General features: G+C 52.6%; 20 protein-coding genes. All 20 read right to left on the reverse strand.

Translation table 11 applies throughout. From position 1 onward, the window contains the following. Positions 1 to 49: 49 nt before the first annotated feature. The 20 genes from HV157_RS08450 to HV157_RS08545 all read right to left on the reverse strand — a co-directional run bounded on the left by HV157_RS08450 (position 50) and on the right by HV157_RS08545 (position 15,704). Positions 50 to 2,533 carry a host specificity factor TipJ family phage tail protein gene (locus tag HV157_RS08450; protein WP_182268301.1) on the reverse strand — a complete coding sequence of 828 codons (2,484 nt, stop codon included), beginning with the start codon at positions 2,531 to 2,533 and terminating at the stop codon, positions 50 to 52. Beyond that, positions 2,475 to 2,912, reverse strand: coding sequence for an NlpC/P60 family protein (locus HV157_RS08455; RefSeq protein ID WP_182268300.1), 438 nt, complete (start codon positions 2,910 to 2,912; stop codon positions 2,475 to 2,477). The genes HV157_RS08450 and HV157_RS08455 overlap by 59 nt, the downstream gene beginning before the upstream one ends. Continuing rightward, positions 2,905 to 3,375 carry a hypothetical protein gene (locus tag HV157_RS08460; protein WP_044865745.1) on the reverse strand — a complete coding sequence of 157 codons (471 nt, stop codon included), beginning with the start codon at positions 3,373 to 3,375 and terminating at the stop codon, positions 2,905 to 2,907. The genes HV157_RS08455 and HV157_RS08460 overlap by 8 nt, the downstream gene beginning before the upstream one ends. After that, positions 3,375 to 3,869, reverse strand: a complete 495-nt coding sequence (locus tag HV157_RS08465) for a hypothetical protein (RefSeq protein ID WP_182268299.1) — start codon at positions 3,867 to 3,869, stop codon at positions 3,375 to 3,377. The genes HV157_RS08460 and HV157_RS08465 overlap by 1 nt, the downstream gene beginning before the upstream one ends. A gap of 2 nt (positions 3,870 to 3,871) precedes the next feature. Next, on the reverse strand, positions 3,872 to 7,360 hold the full coding sequence (locus tag HV157_RS08470; RefSeq protein ID WP_182378471.1) for a tape measure protein: 3,489 nt from the start codon (positions 7,358 to 7,360) through the stop codon (positions 3,872 to 3,874). A gap of 63 nt (positions 7,361 to 7,423) precedes the next feature. Next, on the reverse strand, positions 7,424 to 8,020 hold the full coding sequence (locus HV157_RS08475) for a hypothetical protein (RefSeq protein ID WP_052135636.1): 597 nt from the start codon (positions 8,018 to 8,020) through the stop codon (positions 7,424 to 7,426). Positions 8,021 to 8,127: 107 nt separating this feature from the next. After that, positions 8,128 to 8,808, reverse strand: a complete 681-nt coding sequence (locus HV157_RS08480) for a DUF6246 family protein (RefSeq protein ID WP_182268297.1) — start codon at positions 8,806 to 8,808, stop codon at positions 8,128 to 8,130. 58 nt (positions 8,809 to 8,866) lie between these two features. Beyond that, positions 8,867 to 9,610 carry an Ig-like domain-containing protein gene (locus HV157_RS08485; RefSeq protein WP_182268296.1) on the reverse strand — a complete coding sequence of 248 codons (744 nt, stop codon included), beginning with the start codon at positions 9,608 to 9,610 and terminating at the stop codon, positions 8,867 to 8,869. A gap of 63 nt (positions 9,611 to 9,673) precedes the next feature. Then, positions 9,674 to 10,063: a hypothetical protein gene (locus HV157_RS08490; protein ID WP_150344257.1), complete on the reverse strand. Its 390-nt coding sequence runs from the start codon at positions 10,061 to 10,063 to the stop codon at positions 9,674 to 9,676. Beyond that, on the reverse strand, positions 10,060 to 10,428 hold the full coding sequence (locus HV157_RS08495) for an HK97 gp10 family phage protein (protein WP_182268295.1): 369 nt from the start codon (positions 10,426 to 10,428) through the stop codon (positions 10,060 to 10,062). Before HV157_RS08495 ends, HV157_RS08490 begins: the two co-directional genes overlap by 4 nt. Positions 10,429 to 10,430: 2 nt before the next feature. Further along, entirely contained in the window at positions 10,431 to 10,781 is a 351-nt protein-coding gene (locus HV157_RS08500) for a hypothetical protein (protein ID WP_065944896.1), read from the reverse strand. Then, a complete protein-coding gene (locus HV157_RS08505; RefSeq protein WP_182268294.1) occupies positions 10,778 to 11,011 on the reverse strand; it encodes a hypothetical protein in 234 nt (77 codons plus the stop codon). Before HV157_RS08505 ends, HV157_RS08500 begins: the two co-directional genes overlap by 4 nt. Further along, positions 11,004 to 11,177, reverse strand: a complete 174-nt coding sequence (locus HV157_RS08510) for a hypothetical protein (protein ID WP_047717761.1) — start codon at positions 11,175 to 11,177, stop codon at positions 11,004 to 11,006. The genes HV157_RS08505 and HV157_RS08510 overlap by 8 nt, the downstream gene beginning before the upstream one ends. Beyond that, on the reverse strand, positions 11,177 to 11,557 hold the full coding sequence (locus tag HV157_RS08515) for a hypothetical protein (protein WP_063812783.1): 381 nt from the start codon (positions 11,555 to 11,557) through the stop codon (positions 11,177 to 11,179). The genes HV157_RS08510 and HV157_RS08515 overlap by 1 nt, the downstream gene beginning before the upstream one ends. Before the next feature lie 2 nt (positions 11,558 to 11,559). Continuing rightward, positions 11,560 to 11,925 carry a hypothetical protein gene (locus tag HV157_RS08520; protein WP_063452468.1) on the reverse strand — a complete coding sequence of 122 codons (366 nt, stop codon included), beginning with the start codon at positions 11,923 to 11,925 and terminating at the stop codon, positions 11,560 to 11,562. A gap of 9 nt (positions 11,926 to 11,934) precedes the next feature. Then, positions 11,935 to 13,032 carry a major capsid protein gene (locus HV157_RS08525; RefSeq protein ID WP_047716508.1) on the reverse strand — a complete coding sequence of 366 codons (1,098 nt, stop codon included), beginning with the start codon at positions 13,030 to 13,032 and terminating at the stop codon, positions 11,935 to 11,937. Positions 13,033 to 13,042: 10 nt separating this feature from the next. Next, entirely contained in the window at positions 13,043 to 13,477 is a 435-nt protein-coding gene (locus HV157_RS08530; RefSeq protein WP_017693196.1) for a hypothetical protein, read from the reverse strand. A gap of 3 nt (positions 13,478 to 13,480) precedes the next feature. After that, on the reverse strand, positions 13,481 to 14,866 hold the full coding sequence (locus tag HV157_RS08535) for a DUF2213 domain-containing protein (RefSeq protein WP_182378473.1): 1,386 nt from the start codon (positions 14,864 to 14,866) through the stop codon (positions 13,481 to 13,483). A gap of 12 nt (positions 14,867 to 14,878) precedes the next feature. After that, on the reverse strand, positions 14,879 to 15,061 hold the full coding sequence (locus HV157_RS08540) for a hypothetical protein (protein WP_182378475.1): 183 nt from the start codon (positions 15,059 to 15,061) through the stop codon (positions 14,879 to 14,881). Positions 15,062 to 15,125: 64 nt separating this feature from the next. Then, on the reverse strand, positions 15,126 to 15,704 hold the full coding sequence (locus HV157_RS08545; protein ID WP_182378477.1) for an HNH endonuclease: 579 nt from the start codon (positions 15,702 to 15,704) through the stop codon (positions 15,126 to 15,128). Between the last annotated feature and the right edge of the window lie 76 nt (positions 15,705 to 15,780).

The raw sequence follows: 15,780 nt of genomic DNA on the forward strand, positions 1-15,780 counted from the left end.
CATAAAAAAACCCGGCGCAGAGGCCGGGTCTGGTTAGTCGGGATAGGTCTTATTGGTAAATCAGGTCGCTATACTCAGCGAGGGTTAAGGCTGTGCTTCCCTTACCGTCTGGCTGCTTAGCTGTTATTGTCCACTGCCCTGCATCAAGCTCCTGTGACGTGGCAATGACGTACCGGGAAGGAGACTGGACGTCAACGCCGTCGAACAGATTCAGGTCAATGTCTGGAATGGCAGCAGTAAAGCCAAACGCGGTGTCAGTGCGTGGAGATGCCGGATATCTGGCTGTGGTAGCGCCGGTTGTATCCGTGACCTGTACAAACATGGTTCCTGAGAAGTTGATGCGCTCACTCGTCTCGAAGTCATTGCCGACCCGTGACACGATGTATCCGGCCTGCTGGTTGGTATCATATGTATCCGGCACCTGAACCATATCGCCAATGTTTACCCATTCTCCGTCAGCCATTGCTGTGATGGCCATGGTCATACGGGAGAAGATCAGCCTCTTGCACTCGCGCAGCGCCCTTTCGTCCGCCTGAAACCTGTTTCTGACGTACAGCATTTCGAACTTTTTCGCCTTAGTCGGCGATCCTTCAATGATGGAATTTCCCGATATCCGGTACCGGACAAAGTCCTGCTTATTGGTGTCCGGGTTGCGGAACTGCACTTCAACGCCGTCATAGCCGCCTGGAAGCGTCATGTCGTAAGAAAGCGAGTAACCGTCTGGCTTTGTGTTTGAGCGGTTGAATATCGTGGCCGCAGAGGTTTTCTTGCTGTCTCGTGTGAATGACAGCACGCCGTTATCGTCATAAACGGACACGCTGGCAGCGTCACAGACGGTCTCCATCCGCGAGCCGAGCGACACATCCTCATCATCAAAGGTGTAATCGAAGTATCCGAGGCGCGGGTCGATAGCGTCGATTTCAGCCTGTATCTGGTACAGGCCATAAATGTCGATGCTCGACTCCGGCTGCTGCCCGACGACCAGCCAGTTAAACAACGCAATGTCAGCGAATTTACGCGATGGTCTGAGCGTATAGTCGACCTGTTGCGTCGTCATGTTGTAGCTGATGACATGGCGGGTGATCAGCGCGTTATATTTCCTGTCGCGCCCGCTCGTGGCATTTTCTGTGGCCCGAACCTTTACCATTACCAGCGAATCTTCAGCGTGAACGACGTTTGTCCTCACGTTTACCGCATGGATTTCTTCAACCTGAAGCTTACTGGCATCACTGCTGTTATCGGTCCTCTGGAATGTGATTGCATAGCGCCCAAACCCGCCAGTTGGAATAAGCTTGTCCGTCCGGTTAAACGTCTCAGACATGTAGTCATGAGGCGTTGTCTGACGGTAAGTAAACACCTGTTCGGTTCCGGGGATCTGGTTATTGCTGTCGTCGACTTTCCAGATTGTCACCTTCCAATTTGTTTCGCTATTACCGCCGAGGCCGGACTGCGTGTGAAGCCACAACTGGCTTGATGCAATCGGCGAGAAAAACGGCCCCACTATCAGCGCAGCGTTATCATTCAGGATGAACTTCGTCGTATTGATGGTTGCATCCTGAATGGGGATAGCCGGGCCATTCAGACGGTCAAATGTGAAGGTGTAGTAATAGGTCGGATTAACCACTGCTCCGTCGTTTGTTTCCTGAAACTGTATCAGCCTGCCAGAAAGAGTTACGTCTTCCGTTCTGGTACCGCCAGTGATTGGATACGTCACATTAATGGTGAATGTCACCGGGTGCGGGAAAGTCAGATCGGCAAAGTAATCGAAGGTTGCCTGTTTCACGATTTTCATCGCTATCTGTCCCCCTGCATAGACACCGCTGATAACAGTGTTTGCAGTGGCCGTTTCTACCGGGAAATCGCCACTCTCGTTTAACCCTGGCACTTCCTGCCCGTCAACGTCATCGAAATGGTAGCCTTCATTCACTACCGGGATTACGTCACCTGGCTGGTAAATGGTGTAACTGGCCCCTGCCATTGAACCGAGATTTGACTCTGAGAAACGCACAGACGTAACGTCGTATTTACCCAGCCCGAATACCATCAGTTCAGTGATGTATTTCAGGTTGCTGATATATTCGAACAGCGATTCCTGAGCCAGATCCGGGAAAGAACGCACCTGACCGAAGTTATCAGGCTTGGCTTCGCCATTACGCGCAATGTTGGTCTGGCCTTTCAGACTGTTGTTTGGCGACGTTTTACTGTTCCCGCCGGCAGCGCCCGCATTTGCTTTCGGCATCAGCCCGGAAAGTACTTTCTGAGTAAATTTTATCGGGTTGAGGTGCTCGAGCGGGTTCAGGATGGTACCAATCAGACCGCCGTTTTTAGGCTGGTCAAAAATGACTACCCGGTCATTTTTCTGAAGAACAAACCCCAGTTCTTCTTCAGGCTCCAGCTCTTTGCCGTTAACGTTGATGCGAATATCGCGGTGAAAACTTTCCTGCTCAAGCCAGTCATAAAACACCGTCCCTGCTTCAACTTCCGCCCTGTCCTTCGGCATCCCCGGGACGCGCTGAATTTCGATTACCGGCATACTGGTAAAACTCCACTCTGGTGAATAGCTTCTGAATTGTCCGTATCGCGTCAAATCTGACGTGCCCGTATTCCCCGCGGCTGTGCAGCGCCCGGCCGTCAACAATCAGGCCAACATGCACAGGCTGGCTGCCAACCCAGGCCACGAAGATCCCTTCATCGAAAAATGTTTCGCTTCGCTGCCAGAACACGACATCCGCGTCATAGCAGGTCATGAAGTCGCGCCCGGATTCATAGTCCGCAGTCTGGTGTACCTCGATACCGAGAACATGCCGGTAATACATCACCACCAGACCCCAGCAGTCTGCTGCGTCGAAACTGCACGCCCGGTTACTCCATGGCACGCCCTCAATTCGAGAAATAAACTCGTCTCTATGCATTCTGAAGCCCCGGGTATTCTTCGACGGTGTACAGACGGCCAACGTTCCGGTTTAGCGGATTAATTCGCGTGAGGCTGCATGTGACGTCCTTGTCATCCATCGAGCAGTCATTGACGTAGAGCGTCCATGACTTGATGGCTGTGCTCATGTCTGCAGCGTCAAATTGTTGATAGGTGGCAGAGATCGGTGTGATGCGCGAATGCGCCTTCCAGAGTTTCAGCTTCTGCTTAAAGTCCTGCGCCAGGCGGCTAAATTTAACCGTGCTGTCGAGTACCGGCGTATTGCTTTGCTGGCTCTCCGTAAGCTCCATCCGGCATGGAGTGAACACCTGGCCGCCTAACGTTTTTGGGAATATCTGGTTGTTCACCAGACGCACATATCCAAACGTCTCGTTGTAGAAGGTGATCGTCTCGTACAGTATCCGATTAGGTCTCTGGCTTTGAAATTCTCTCAGTGTGGGCATTACGGAACCCTCGAAAGGCTTTCCGGATCGCGTCCATCCGGATAACCGGTGACGATAATATCGAGCCATGAACCCCACGGCGGCGGAAGCTCGACAATAATGTCGTCATACTCATCATCAGAGTTAACCAGTTCTCGCGCGACAACATCACCGCTCCAGGTGAAAATGGATCCGGACTGCGACCATGTCGGCCAGGAAAGGAAATGCAGTTCCTGAACCTCTATCCCTGTGTCACCAGTACCTGTCCCGAGGCGCATCGTGAACCACTGATTGCAGTTATCGAGGTAGTTCGGGCTCCGCAACCACTGCATGAAGGCCCGATGCTGATCCCGGGTGAAAATCCACGTAAGAGAGAATGTGGTTTTCAGGTCATCGGTGAGTTTCTGAAATATTGGCGCGCCGACCGCCGGCTGGTCCGTCCGAAAACCGGTATCGGTCGAGGGTATCTTCCCTTTTTGCGCCAAGGGCAGCCAGTCAGGATATGGAATTGGCATAGTTAGCTCCTTGCCTTACGTGGTGCCTGGTGATTTCGCTGTATGGCCTGACTGGCAGGACCGCCGTTATCGAGGTCATAAACGAATGCATCCACCGTCCACCCTCCATTTCCGTCTGGTGTTGCCTGCGCATCTACGTTTGACGACGTGTAGTTGTTGATATTGACTACCACACCACCACCTCCCCCATTCGTCAGCTCCTTATTGCTAATCACCTTTCCGTTGTCTCCGGGGATCATGTACTGACTGCCATTGCTGGCCTGGTAGATTTCAGGCATGCCGCCCTCGCCTACCTGGTACATAGAGCCTGCTGATACAGGACCGCCATTTTTACGCTTACCTGCGATACCACCAGCCATCGCCATGGCGGCAATAACTGCACCGATACCAATGGCCGCAGCACCACCGAATGATCCGATGGAGGCGACGATTGCAGCTGGTGTCCACGCCGCGGTCGTGGCCGCAGCAGAGGAAACGCTTGCCGCGGTAGTCGTCGCTGTACCGGCTACTGCTGCCGAGGTTGTGGCCGTGGTGGCAGCGATTTGGGCAGTGCTGCCAGTTATCGCTGATTTAACCCACTCTACACCCATCTGCACAAAGCCATTGATGAGGCTATTCAGCGCGTTGCTTGCGAGAGATTGCATGGCCTCCTGAGCAGACATGCTTCCGGTTAGGATCCCCGTGAAAGCGTTGGAAGCGTTGCCAGCTAAAGAGTCAAATCCGGCTGCCAATAACTCATTCGCAGAATTTTGGTTTTTCCATATTTCCCATTGCGCTGCTATCCGTTGATGTTCGTATTGAGTATTAGCTGCATTAGCAAGCTCTATCCCACGCTGTGTTAGCTTTCCTTTATCAGACTCGAATTGCTGAATCATGGCTAATTCGGTTGCATGCTGATTGGCAAGTTGCTGAACTGAGTCAATTCCTCCTTGCGCATCCTGTACGGGCGTGACATTTGCAATTTTCTGCGCCCTTATCTTCGCCAGATTAACCTGATGTTGCTGCTCAAGTTGTTCTGACGTAGCGTTGTACTGCTCTTGGCTGATTTTCTTCGCGGCCAGAGCTGTGTTCAGAGCCTCAACATCCTGCTTGTAAGTGGCGTTCTCACGTGACTCAGGAAGAAGCTTCTGAGCTGCAGACTCTGCCTTGATAGCGTTGGCCGTATCCCATTTTGCTGCAGCATACTGGCGGGCCTCTGCGATCTGGGCCTGAGTCGCGCCTTTCCCAAGAGATTGCTCGGCATTAAGCATGGCCTGCTCTCTGCTGAGTTCTTGAGTTGACCCCGCCGCCAGTTCCGCTTGCTGTTTCAGGTTCGCCAGTTTCTGAGCCACAGAATCAGCGGATGTTGCAGAACGTTTATCCTGCTGTTCGCTTTCACGCTGTGTTTTTTTTCTGGCTTCTTCGGCCTTTTGCAGGTCGTAGTTTTCTCCAGCAAGCTTTCCAGCTGATGATATCTGATTCTTGTTATCAGTTACCTTGGCGGCTTGCATTTGAGCTTTAACAACGGCTCTTTGTCGCTCATCCTGAATTTTAAGAAGTTCGTTTTGCTCCTCAAGATTGAGGATAAGCTTATCGCCCTCTTTCGTGGCCGGAGAAATTTGCAGTGCTTTCGGATCAAAATTCTTCCCTGCCTGATTGGCCCGGTTTATTTCATCAGCTGTATCACCAAAGGCTTTCGCTACCGCACCCTGAACTTGCTCAAGAGACCAGGATTTTTCGATGAGTTGATCATGAACTCCCATCGCCGTAAGCATGTTGTTCGTGAGCGTGCGTGTCGCCTCTGACGCGGTTTCTTCTGTCCGGGATAATTTATCTTTAGCGGCCTCAAGGTCTCGCGTCTTGCGAGCCAGCTCATCAGACACTTCCGCCTGTTGGCGAGCGAAGTCTGTACCTTGCCCCATAGATTCAGCAACCTTCTGGGCAGCCGGGGTAAAGTTCTGGTATCTGTCTCTCAGCGAGTCAACTTCACTTTGCAGATCCGCAACAGCCTCTTTCTGAGCTCTAATAGAATTATTGGCATCTGCAATAGCCCCACGCAGCTGCGTGTTCGACATTGCATTCATGGCGGCGTTGAGCTTATCCAGACCATCGGCGAAGGCGATAGCCTCCTCTTTTGCCTGCTGAGCTTTCTGCCAGAAATAGAAGATCGCGCCGGCAGCAAGCATAGCCGCCCCCGCTGGACCACCTATAAGAGCAAGCGCACCACGAGCCATTCCGATACCAATGGACGCTGCACGAGCAGCTGTCGCTGCACGGGCCGACGCAGCAGCCTGGGCAGTTTCAGCCTCGGCAAGAGCTATAGATGCGGTAGTAGCCCTGGTTTTTGCGGCTACAAGGGCATCCATTGCCAGCATCTCTGCAGCGCTACCTTTTGCCACGTTATATTCAGCCTGGGCCAGCGCGAGAGAAGAAAGAGCAGCCTCTTTATCAGCAAGAGCCTTACGCTGAACAGAATTAGCGGCTACCAGAGCAGCCTGTGCCGTCTGATTGTCTGCGACAACCTGCTGACGGGATGCTGCGATATCAGCGATTTTCGCTGAGGTAGCCATGGTCAACGCACCGACATATCGCGCGCCCATAACGCCAGCAACAATGGTCAGAGTAGCGCTGAGAACGTCCAGGTTTTCACTGAGTGAAATAACTGAATCACTGAATATTTTGACACCAGTTTTTACAGTGGCATTCTCGCCAAAGAACTTCGTGATGTTGTTGTTGGCAATTTCAAGAGACTGGCTGATCGTGGCAGTAGTTTTAGCGAACTCCTGTCCAATTTTATCGCCCTGAGAAAGCAACCCATTCACGATCACATCAGTGGTTAACTTGCCCTCTGCAGCCATGTTTCTGAGCGCCCCAATGCTGACATTCATAGAGTCAGCCAGGGCAATCATGAGCCGGTTACCCTGCTCGTTCACAGAGTTAAATTCATCACCCCTTAATGCTCCGGACGCCAGCCCCTGAGCAAGCTGAATGATTGCGTTACTTGCCTCCTCGGCTGTTGCCCCTGAGACCACGAAACCCTGGTTAATAATGGTTGTCAGCCTGGTAATGTCCTCAACACTGACACCATAACTCCGTGTTGATCGCTCGAGACGTGCATAGAGAGTGGCCGTGGCATCGAGACCTGAACGAGTCTTTTGAGAGATATCAAAAACACGCTCGGTGACATCAGCCAAGGTCTCAAAAGGAGGTACGGAATCCCTGACGGCGTTTGCCAGTTTATTACTCAGGTCCTGCCATGCCTGGGCGTATGCGCCGACCTGCTGTACAGAAAGAGCGGCAATGAGCGCTTTCGCGACGCCAGTTAAGCTGGACATAGTGCCTTCAATCGAAGACAGGGATCGCTCAGTGCGGTTTAACCCAGCCTCAAGACGACCCATGCTACCGTTAAGACCATTCAATGCGGCATCGATATCCCGGCGTCCCTGAAGGATCCCGGCGGTGTCCATGTCAACTTCATAAACAATCGTTCCAGCGCTGACAGTACCAGCCATAATCTAATCTCCGGGCAATAAAAAACCCCGCCTGAGCGAGGTTTGATATGGTTTTATTGTTGGTTAGTTGCAGGTGTTTTCCCATGAGTCATTAAACTCCTGGCTATCGTCATCTATTACGGAGTGCCCGTTGGTAGATATATACCTTGAATTACCTGCATAAGCGCCGAAACTATTTTTTGCATTTACGTACCCACAAACTGCACCACCCTTGCCGATCTTCTCCCCAGAGAACTCAGCAGATGATGAGTCTTTGAGCAATCCCTTCACTGACTCTTTTGCATCGTAGTATCGGATTGCACGCCCCTCCTCCTGAGCTGTTTCTTGTTTTTTTAAGTCGCTCTTCAGGTCTTCATATTGCTTTCTTTCCGCGTAAGCATCACCAAAAATAGGGGTTTGGGAGTTGACCCAAAAAAGAAATCCCACATTGGCAGCTAATGATACAGCCAAAAAACCAACGGCGCAGAATCGTAAAGTTCCACGCCTCTCCGCCTGTGTAAGACGGGAATTAAACGCCGCCTTCTCGCCTATTTTTCCAAATCCAAAGCCAATGATAATGAAAGTTGCAATTATGAAGACGAGAGATAGTGGCTCTCTTGCTGCGAAGGTGCATGTAATTACTAATGCAATAAAACCCAGCGCCACAAATATCTTGTTCATATCCCTATTCCCCTTTGGTAAAAATGAACATCCTACCCAGGAATAGCACAGGCGCAACGGAAAAGGATGATTTATTGTTCTCAGGGTATCGTTGTATAGAAGGTCGGTTACTTCTTTTTCGCATTCTCGCGTCGAACTGCCTGTTTAGCCAGATATTCATCGGCGATGCTGTCGTACTCTTCGCGAGTAAAGCCTTTCTGGTCAGGATATTTAGCCGCCAGCAGCATCTGAAATTCGGTCATCGTTAACTGAGAGGCTTCAGTGCGGCTCATGCCGAAGTGATTACGTGCCGCGCTGATGTACTCGAAGGCATTAAATTCAGATGTCGTGCTGGTATTCTCATGGCGCTGTAGCTTTCTTATCCTGGCTTTCCCAATAATGCCGTGCGTTATTAGTGCTTGCGCAATCACAACCATATCAAACTCATCCATTGCCCCATGCCGGAGTTTGAATGGCTTTCCTTTGGTTTTGGCTATGCGTAGCTCACCAATCAATGGGGTAGCGTCTGCGTCGCAACAGGATGAAAGCACCGTCATTGCAGCCATTATTGCTTTTTTCCCATAACTGGTTGTTCTTAAATGCTGAATGAGCCATTCAGGCACCAATCCATAGGCATTGATAGCCGACCTTATAAGATCTGATACTTCATCATGATGAAGGTCATAGAAAGCAGTTACGATATCTTTTGGCTCGCCTATTCGGGTCATGTTGATAAACGATGGACGGAAAAAATATTCCTTGTCACCAGCGGCGATCAGGAATTCGCCAATTTCTTTTAATGGGATCATGGTAAATTCCATAAAACGGTCATTATCAAGGGCAGCACGCCGCCCTTTGGAATGTCCGTTACGTAACGGTAACCGTATGCACGGCTACAAAGTTGCCGTCTTCGGTGTTGATGATGATCTGCGCGCTGCCGGTGGCGACGCGCGTCACGGTAACGGTGTTGCCAGAGGCGGTAGCCGTTGCCTTGGTCGCGTTGGTAGTCGCTACAGTGAAGTCTTTGTTGGTTGCGCCTGTTGGTGCGATGTTCACCGTGAAGGTGCTGGTACCGCCCGCCGTGCCGGTGCTGGTTGTCGGGGTTACCGTCACGCCGGTCACCGCCACTGCCGTCACTTCGTTGACTTCGATTGTGCTCGCATCACCGACTTTGAACTCGGTAGAGAACGTGACGATATCGTTGGTTCCACCATCAGAGCTCAGCGCTGTGATGTTCATGTAGCCGATAAATTCAACCGGTCCGTAGTCCATGCGCACCCAGATACCAGGCTGGCGCTTGGCCTTCAGCTCATCGGCGAAATACTTGATGAACTTGCCGACACCGTACTGATCCAGCTTGTCCTTCTTGCGCACCTCACCTTCAAAGCTCAGGGTGAAGTCACTGTTGGTGATGATGGTTTCGACATAGCCGCCGCCGTCATCCGCATCAGAGGTAACCGAGTTTGGGTTGAAGTCGAAGCCTTTCGACGTACCAGCGGCCAGCGCCATCCACTTACCTTCGAGTGGTTTGACGTCCGGGCAGCCATCGGCGACTTCCAGCACGACCGCACCGCCGAACAGGCGCTCGTTCGAGTTCTGGCAATTAGCCATGTGAAACTCCTCTTTGACGTATAAAAGAAAACCCGCCTGAGCGGGTTATTTGGTTGGGAATGGCTAGTCGCCAAACGTGCATGCAAATTGCAATCGGAAGACTATTCGCCCTTCTTCTGTGAGCACCGGCGCGGGAATTGCGCCCATGTTCTGGATGTATCCGACACACTCGTCAGCCATGGGGTTGGCCTGGACGTAATCGACGATGCGCTGAACGGCGTTTAAGGCTTTGTCTTTGGCCCCGACGCCTTTAGCGCCAATAACATCGACGATCACATGATATTCAGAGCCAAGTGCGTTGCGGATGTTTGTTCCGCCGTTTGGCCTGAATACCATGACCGCTTCGGATGATTTCCCTGGGTCGTCGTACATCAGTTGCTGGACAGTAAATCCAGACGTCAGCCCAGCGTTAACAAACAGGTTTAGAACCCGCTCGTGCATCATTGGCGTCATAGCGAAAGCTCCTTGGCAACAGCAGCATCGATAGCGCTTCGCTCTTCTTCGAATCCAAGCGTAAGGAACTCTTTCTTAGCTGTGGTGCGTCTAAATTGCTGAGGGTTGGCCGGATCGTGAACATAAACGGCGTAGTTCGTCGAATACCCCACGCGCCCGGTAACAATTGCGCCGTTGGTTATGACTTCCCTGAACTGACTGTTAATCAGCGCCGATGTATCGATTGGAGTGTAGAGGGCAGCTCTAGCGCCGCCAATTAGCATCGCCGACTGGAGCGCTCTGACAATTTTACGCCCCTGAATATCGTCAATTATGCGGTTCACGTTGCGCACCACGCCCTTGACACCCTTCACTTTGATGCCCATGGCTAGACTCCCGTCAGGATGGCGTAATCATCCGCCACTCGCTCGAACGTGTCGGCGTAGCGGATAACCTGCCGCACCTCGTCGGCACCGGCCACAACCGGGTCGGCTTCGGTCGAAACGCCAATCAGCAGGTAATCACCCGCGGACGCCAGCGCGAACTCCGTCCAGACGGTATTCTTCACGACGATTTCTGCGCCGAGACTGGCTAACTTCTTGCTGAGCCCGCCCTCGTAATCACAGAGGATTTGCTCAGGTTCGGCATAGCCCAGTGGGTCGCCGTATTCGTCATTACCTTCCAGTTTGCGCCAGATGGTCGCCGTGGCGGTGTAAGACCAGTTGGCAACGCTGCTCATAGATTGAATACCTCCACCTTCTCAACGATTTTGAAATCATCAAGAGGCCGCATCGAGCCTGGTTGACTGGCGAGGCGCTTAGCATCAGCCTGCTCCAGAAAGTCAACTTTGGCTTTCTCGTAAGTTTCAGCATGGCGGCCAATAAACTTAACGCCGGAGTCGTTTATCCAGATGAACAGCGACCAGTTGCCTTCGCACTTAAAGGCATGCACAACGTATCTTTCAGCCATCTTTCCACCTCAGCACCTTCGCGCCAGTCGCCCGGATGCGCGGGCAGTTGATGAACCACTCGCCGTCCGATTTCACGTATCCGGTAGTCTCCCGCCCGGTGTCGGTCATCACCCATACACGGGTAAACGAACGCGGCAGGCCTTGCTTAACTGATTTGTACGTCATCAGCAGCCCCCGACCACCATGAACAGGCCGACACTATTACCAGCGCTGATCGGTAACTCACCGGTGCATCCGCTGGTATCGAGACGGGCCAGCGAGTCACGCAGCCAGGTAATGCTGTCGTCGCCATATTCAAACGAGCGGGACGCGCCAGACGGCGCCCCCTGCGATTTGATTCGGCGCGCGCCGGACGACGTAGCCATAAGCGCTGCGGCGTACATCAGGATCAGCTTTGCGGTGCAATCATCGTATCCAGCGCCATCGAGGCACGGGATAATTTTGTTGACCGCGCAGAGAATCGGATCCAGCAACGCCATGGGAATGGTGTAACCCAATTCACCGAGGTACGCCTGCACGTCTGCCGCTGTGATTGGGTCAGCCATGGTTATTTCGCCTTCTTGGTTGCTTCTGCCAGTGCCGCTTCGGCTTCGTCAGCGCGTTTTGTTTCTTCTGCCAGTGCGTCGGCGTGAGCCTTGTCTTTTGCTTCACCATCGGCGATTAGCTTTTGGTTCTGCTCCAGCGCGTCCGCGAGTTGCTTTTTCAGGCCAGAAAGGTCTGCCGCCTGCGCGGACGGAGTTGCCACTTCGAAGGTAAGCTTCTCGCCTTTCTTCTTGTCGGTTTCCTTCGCCTTGCCAGCGCTGATCCAGCGCTCAGCCGTTGCGTCGTCAACATCCACCACCGAACCAACCTCCAGTTTGCGGAGATTGGCACCGGCGTGCAGGTTACTTGCCACGATTTCTACCAGTGCCATGATTTATCCTTAGCTTGATGCGTGAATGACGGAGTATTTGTTGTTGATGTCCTGCTTGACCATCAGCCCCATTGCACCCCAGGTGCGCCAGATGTAGTCGCTGTTGTACTCCGGGCGGGGGGAGGCAACGGTACCGATAGCCTGGCCGACGATTGGAGCAATGACACCTGCACTCAGTGGAACGATGACGATTTCGTTACCTGACAGTTGGCTGTCTTCTTTAATCGCCGCTACACCGGTCAGCTTCAGGATTTCATCCATGATCGTTCCGGACTGGAAGTTGTCGGAGAAGTAGCGTTCCAGGTTGGAGATGATTTCGCCGGATACATACCAGGTCTGCTCTGCATACTGGTTGTTTACGCGACGCATCTGATCACGAAGCGCGATTGCCCCGGCGCGGATGTCCTGAGACGTTGCTGTGCCAGAGGTAAAATCGATGTTCAGGCCTGAAGCTCCAAGGTCGATCTGCGCTACGCGCTCATCGTCACGCAACCCTTTCCAGGTCAGACCGTCAAACACTGCGAAGTTGCCAGCTTTGTCGCGGAAGCCGTTGAAGATGTAGTCAACGTAACGACGCTGAACGTCTTCAACCGAACCACGCTGCGCATCAGCCTGCGACTGCAATGCCTGCGGGCTGTTGAAGATTGGATCACGCCATTCGAACTTAAAGCCCGAGTCGTGGATAGGCACCATGGTGCCATCGAAGGAATAGCTGCGAGCATCCAGCGCCGCACCAACCTGACCGGACATGGAAGTATGAGCCCAGCCGCGGCCGCCGGTACGAGCGTAATCGTAACGAGACTGCTCAATTCGCACGGAGCGAGAGAGCGGCATCAGATCGTTCAGCAGGGTGAATTCGGTATTTGGCTCGAACTGCTGAAGCACAGTTGTGTCGAAAGCGCGATACAGGCGGCGGATATCGTCAACTGCGTTCACCGCGTCGAGATAAGGGGCGTTTTCTGCATCACCACGGAACTGAGTGCGCGCCAGAAAATCAGCTGCTGCCTGAGCACTGGCGTTTCGCTCAAGTTCGAGAGCGCGCCATTGCGCCTGGTTTACCGCGAGGTTACCGGTCTTCTCGCCGATAGACTTGGAGAATACAAACATTCAGTGCTCCTTATTTGAACACAACGCGAATCAGATCGCCCGCCACCGCAGTGACTGCTTTATCTTCTTCGACATAAGCGAATACGGCGGCATCATCTACAACCGCAGTGATCTGACCGTTGGCTACTGCAACCGGCTGGCCTTTGGTGTAAGTGCCCGCTGCTGCTCGCACATTTAGGAACATGCCAGGCAGCGGATGAATACCAACAACCAATTCATTGGCTGGGATTGCGTCATCAACACTCAGGCAGCGCAGGTAGTCTTTGTTTGCCACATACTTGATGGCGGATTCTGCCCCGACCACAGAGGCCGTGAACTTGTCAGCAGTACTGAAGAAGCCAACAGTACCAGGCAGAGTCGATGCAGCCGCCCCGCCTTCGCGGTTAAGCAGAGGATTAGGGAACACGCCGCCGGCGTGGATAATATGCTTTCCGTCTTTAGCCATTTTTTACTCCGGCATTTCGCTGACTGATTGGGTATTGGTTGCCTGGCGGAATGCACCGTTCAGGCCGAAAGAGGTCTGGCACTTGGCGTACATCGCGTCGAGAGCCTTACCGTCCAGATCTGCGACTTCGTCATCGCTCATGTTCATCGCCAGCTTCACAGCTGCGCGCTTCTCACCTTTCTCTTTGTCGGCGTTCGCGTTCAGGCTGTTGAAAACGACGTCCACGCGATCGGCGAGTTTCTGCGCCCACGTTGGCATCTCTTCGTTATTGGTGGCCTGCTCTTTTTTCTTTGGCTTGCCGGTTTCAGGGTCGATTTCTTCATCGCCTTTTTTCTTGGCGATGGCTTCGTCGGCCTTCATCTGGTTGTATGCGTCCATCAGCTCGGCGTCGGACTTGCCTTCAGTCGGCTTACCAGCGGCTTGCAGCGCATTGATAATCAGTTCTTTCATCGGATCGTTCTCTCCGTTGGTTTTAATCTCGTACTCAGTGGGTTTGCGCACGACTTCTACAGGTTCGCCGACGAACACGGCCTTGCCGTCATCATCGATGAGGTACTTCTGCTTCAGATATTTGGTGTCATTGCGGTAGATGAAGCTGTCCGGCCACACCGTTTCAGGCCAAAGCCACTTATCTACGGCATCACCCTCTCGCAGCTTGTCGCTGATAGCCCGGGAGATGTCGTCGAATGAGAAGTTAGAGGCATTGGTGAAGAAGAATTTGGTCTTGTTGATCAGGCCGTCGCGGGTGCAGTCGATACCATCAGCCAGGCGGGCAAACTCGATCTGCTGCTCATCACCTTCTGAGTTGACGAAGATACCCACGCCCTCCTCCGGCGTGCCGGCGCCAGGCTCATCAAGTAGCACCGCCACATGGTCAAACATCATGTTGGTGGCGATCTCGTTGTACTTCTTGCCCTTTGATTCGCCGTTGGCGGCAATGCCGGAATACAGCAGGCCGGTGGATATGTGGATCGGGTCTGAGTTGGTACCAGCCAGCATCTCATCCAGACGGTTAATCAGGCGCTTACCCTTATCACTCGACTCGGCGTACTGGCGGTTAACGTACATGTCGCCCGTCACCTTCCCGTCTTTGTGGCTGACGTTCTGCAGCCAGGCACCGACGTGGTACTCGTTCACCGCCCGGACATCGCGCGCCGAAACATGCTTGCCGTCCACTTTAGGGTGGCCCAGCGGCATCGGGTTACGCTCGAGTGTGTTGTAGGCCTTTTCGATTTCTGCTGCCGGGTACAACTTCCGGTTCATCACGATATCGTCCACGACAGGCGTGATGCCGCGAACCACGATATGTGGCTTGCCGTCGATGGTTTCAGTGGTGATGTTTGAAGCGGAGTTGACGACGGTCAGCACGTTAACGCGGTTGCGTTTCATGCTGGGTCCTCGTTATTGGATAGTTTTGTGTAGCGCTCTGACGATAGTTTTTACTTGGCGCACGTTGCCGCGACCTTGTGACTTAATGACTTTGCGATCACCTACCTGCTTCATCATCGCTTCGACGCCGCCGATCTTAACGTGCGTGCATGAAATATCGCCAAGTCTCTTCGATTCGAAATAAATGCCGCTCATATGGGCCTCGTTGGTGGATTTCAGGCATTAAAAAAGGCCGCCTTGGCGACCTTGTAGTTATTCATCAGAGCCCCAATTCGCGGAGCTTATTCAGATTGTGCTCTATCTTGCGCTTGCCGTATTCGCCATGAACCCTTTCACATTCGGCGTTATAGGCAAGGACGGCAATTTTTATATCATCGTAAATTCCAATATACCGCTCTGAGTCCTCGCAGCGAATTCTAGCCATCCATTTGCTTCGCTGTTGATGCCAATACACGCCGATAAAGTTATTCCCAGATGCCAATCCTCCAACCATGCTTCTGTTGTTTTCAGTCATGGTTACATCACGGAGGTTTGCCAACCTGTTATCACTTTTAATGCCATTGATATGGTCGGTGAATTCGCTATCAGTACCGGTAATCATCTTCCATATAACTCTATGAGCCAAATAGCTCACTTTGTTAACGGAGATTTTTACATATCCATCTGGCCTAATGCACCCACAAGGCTTATTTGCATATCGCCCATTCCATGCTGAACATGCGTTCTCTGATTTAAAGTGACTGACTGGCCTTGCATTCCAAAACAACTCGCCAGTATCTGGATTGTAAGAAAAGCATTCACGTAAAAACTCCGCGCTTGGCGCTGGTTTCGAATTCATAACTAATCGCTCCATTAGTTCGCTCATGATGGTGCTGGAAGGCCCTGAGCGCAGGACTTTTCGGGTGGCCGCCCTA

Source organism: Enterobacter sp. RHBSTW-00318, from assembly GCF_014101375.1.
Classification (GTDB): Bacteria; Pseudomonadota; Gammaproteobacteria; order Enterobacterales; family Enterobacteriaceae; genus Enterobacter; species Enterobacter ludwigii.

What these genes read in the sequence shown, in the direction of transcription:
- HV157_RS08450 (WP_182268301.1), bottom strand. Translation starts at nt 2,533, where the DNA reads ATGCCGGTAATCGAAATTCAGCGCGTCCCGGGGATGCCGAAGGACAGG.
- HV157_RS08455 (WP_182268300.1), bottom strand. Translation starts at nt 2,912, where the DNA reads ATGCATAGAGACGAGTTTATTTCTCGAATTGAGGGCGTGCCATGGAGT.
- HV157_RS08460 (WP_044865745.1), bottom strand. Translation starts at nt 3,375, where the DNA reads ATGCCCACACTGAGAGAATTTCAAAGCCAGAGACCTAATCGGATACTG.
- HV157_RS08465 (WP_182268299.1), bottom strand. Translation starts at nt 3,869, where the DNA reads ATGCCAATTCCATATCCTGACTGGCTGCCCTTGGCGCAAAAAGGGAAG.
- HV157_RS08470 (WP_182378471.1), bottom strand. Translation starts at nt 7,360, where the DNA reads ATGGCTGGTACTGTCAGCGCTGGAACGATTGTTTATGAAGTTGACATG.
- HV157_RS08475 (WP_052135636.1), bottom strand. Translation starts at nt 8,020, where the DNA reads ATGAACAAGATATTTGTGGCGCTGGGTTTTATTGCATTAGTAATTACA.
- HV157_RS08480 (WP_182268297.1), bottom strand. Translation starts at nt 8,808, where the DNA reads ATGATCCCATTAAAAGAAATTGGCGAATTCCTGATCGCCGCTGGTGAC.
- HV157_RS08485 (WP_182268296.1), bottom strand. Translation starts at nt 9,610, where the DNA reads ATGGCTAATTGCCAGAACTCGAACGAGCGCCTGTTCGGCGGTGCGGTC.
- HV157_RS08490 (WP_150344257.1), bottom strand. Translation starts at nt 10,063, where the DNA reads ATGACGCCAATGATGCACGAGCGGGTTCTAAACCTGTTTGTTAACGCT.
- HV157_RS08495 (WP_182268295.1), bottom strand. Translation starts at nt 10,428, where the DNA reads ATGGGCATCAAAGTGAAGGGTGTCAAGGGCGTGGTGCGCAACGTGAAC.
- HV157_RS08500 (WP_065944896.1), bottom strand. Translation starts at nt 10,781, where the DNA reads ATGAGCAGCGTTGCCAACTGGTCTTACACCGCCACGGCGACCATCTGG.
- HV157_RS08505 (WP_182268294.1), bottom strand. Translation starts at nt 11,011, where the DNA reads ATGGCTGAAAGATACGTTGTGCATGCCTTTAAGTGCGAAGGCAACTGG.
- HV157_RS08510 (WP_047717761.1), bottom strand. Translation starts at nt 11,177, where the DNA reads ATGACGTACAAATCAGTTAAGCAAGGCCTGCCGCGTTCGTTTACCCGT.
- HV157_RS08515 (WP_063812783.1), bottom strand. Translation starts at nt 11,557, where the DNA reads ATGGCTGACCCAATCACAGCGGCAGACGTGCAGGCGTACCTCGGTGAA.
- HV157_RS08520 (WP_063452468.1), bottom strand. Translation starts at nt 11,925, where the DNA reads ATGGCACTGGTAGAAATCGTGGCAAGTAACCTGCACGCCGGTGCCAAT.
- HV157_RS08525 (WP_047716508.1), bottom strand. Translation starts at nt 13,032, where the DNA reads ATGTTTGTATTCTCCAAGTCTATCGGCGAGAAGACCGGTAACCTCGCG.
- HV157_RS08530 (WP_017693196.1), bottom strand. Translation starts at nt 13,477, where the DNA reads ATGGCTAAAGACGGAAAGCATATTATCCACGCCGGCGGCGTGTTCCCT.
- HV157_RS08535 (WP_182378473.1), bottom strand. Translation starts at nt 14,866, where the DNA reads ATGAAACGCAACCGCGTTAACGTGCTGACCGTCGTCAACTCCGCTTCA.
- HV157_RS08540 (WP_182378475.1), bottom strand. Translation starts at nt 15,061, where the DNA reads ATGAGCGGCATTTATTTCGAATCGAAGAGACTTGGCGATATTTCATGC.
- HV157_RS08545 (WP_182378477.1), bottom strand. Translation starts at nt 15,704, where the DNA reads ATGAATTCGAAACCAGCGCCAAGCGCGGAGTTTTTACGTGAATGCTTT.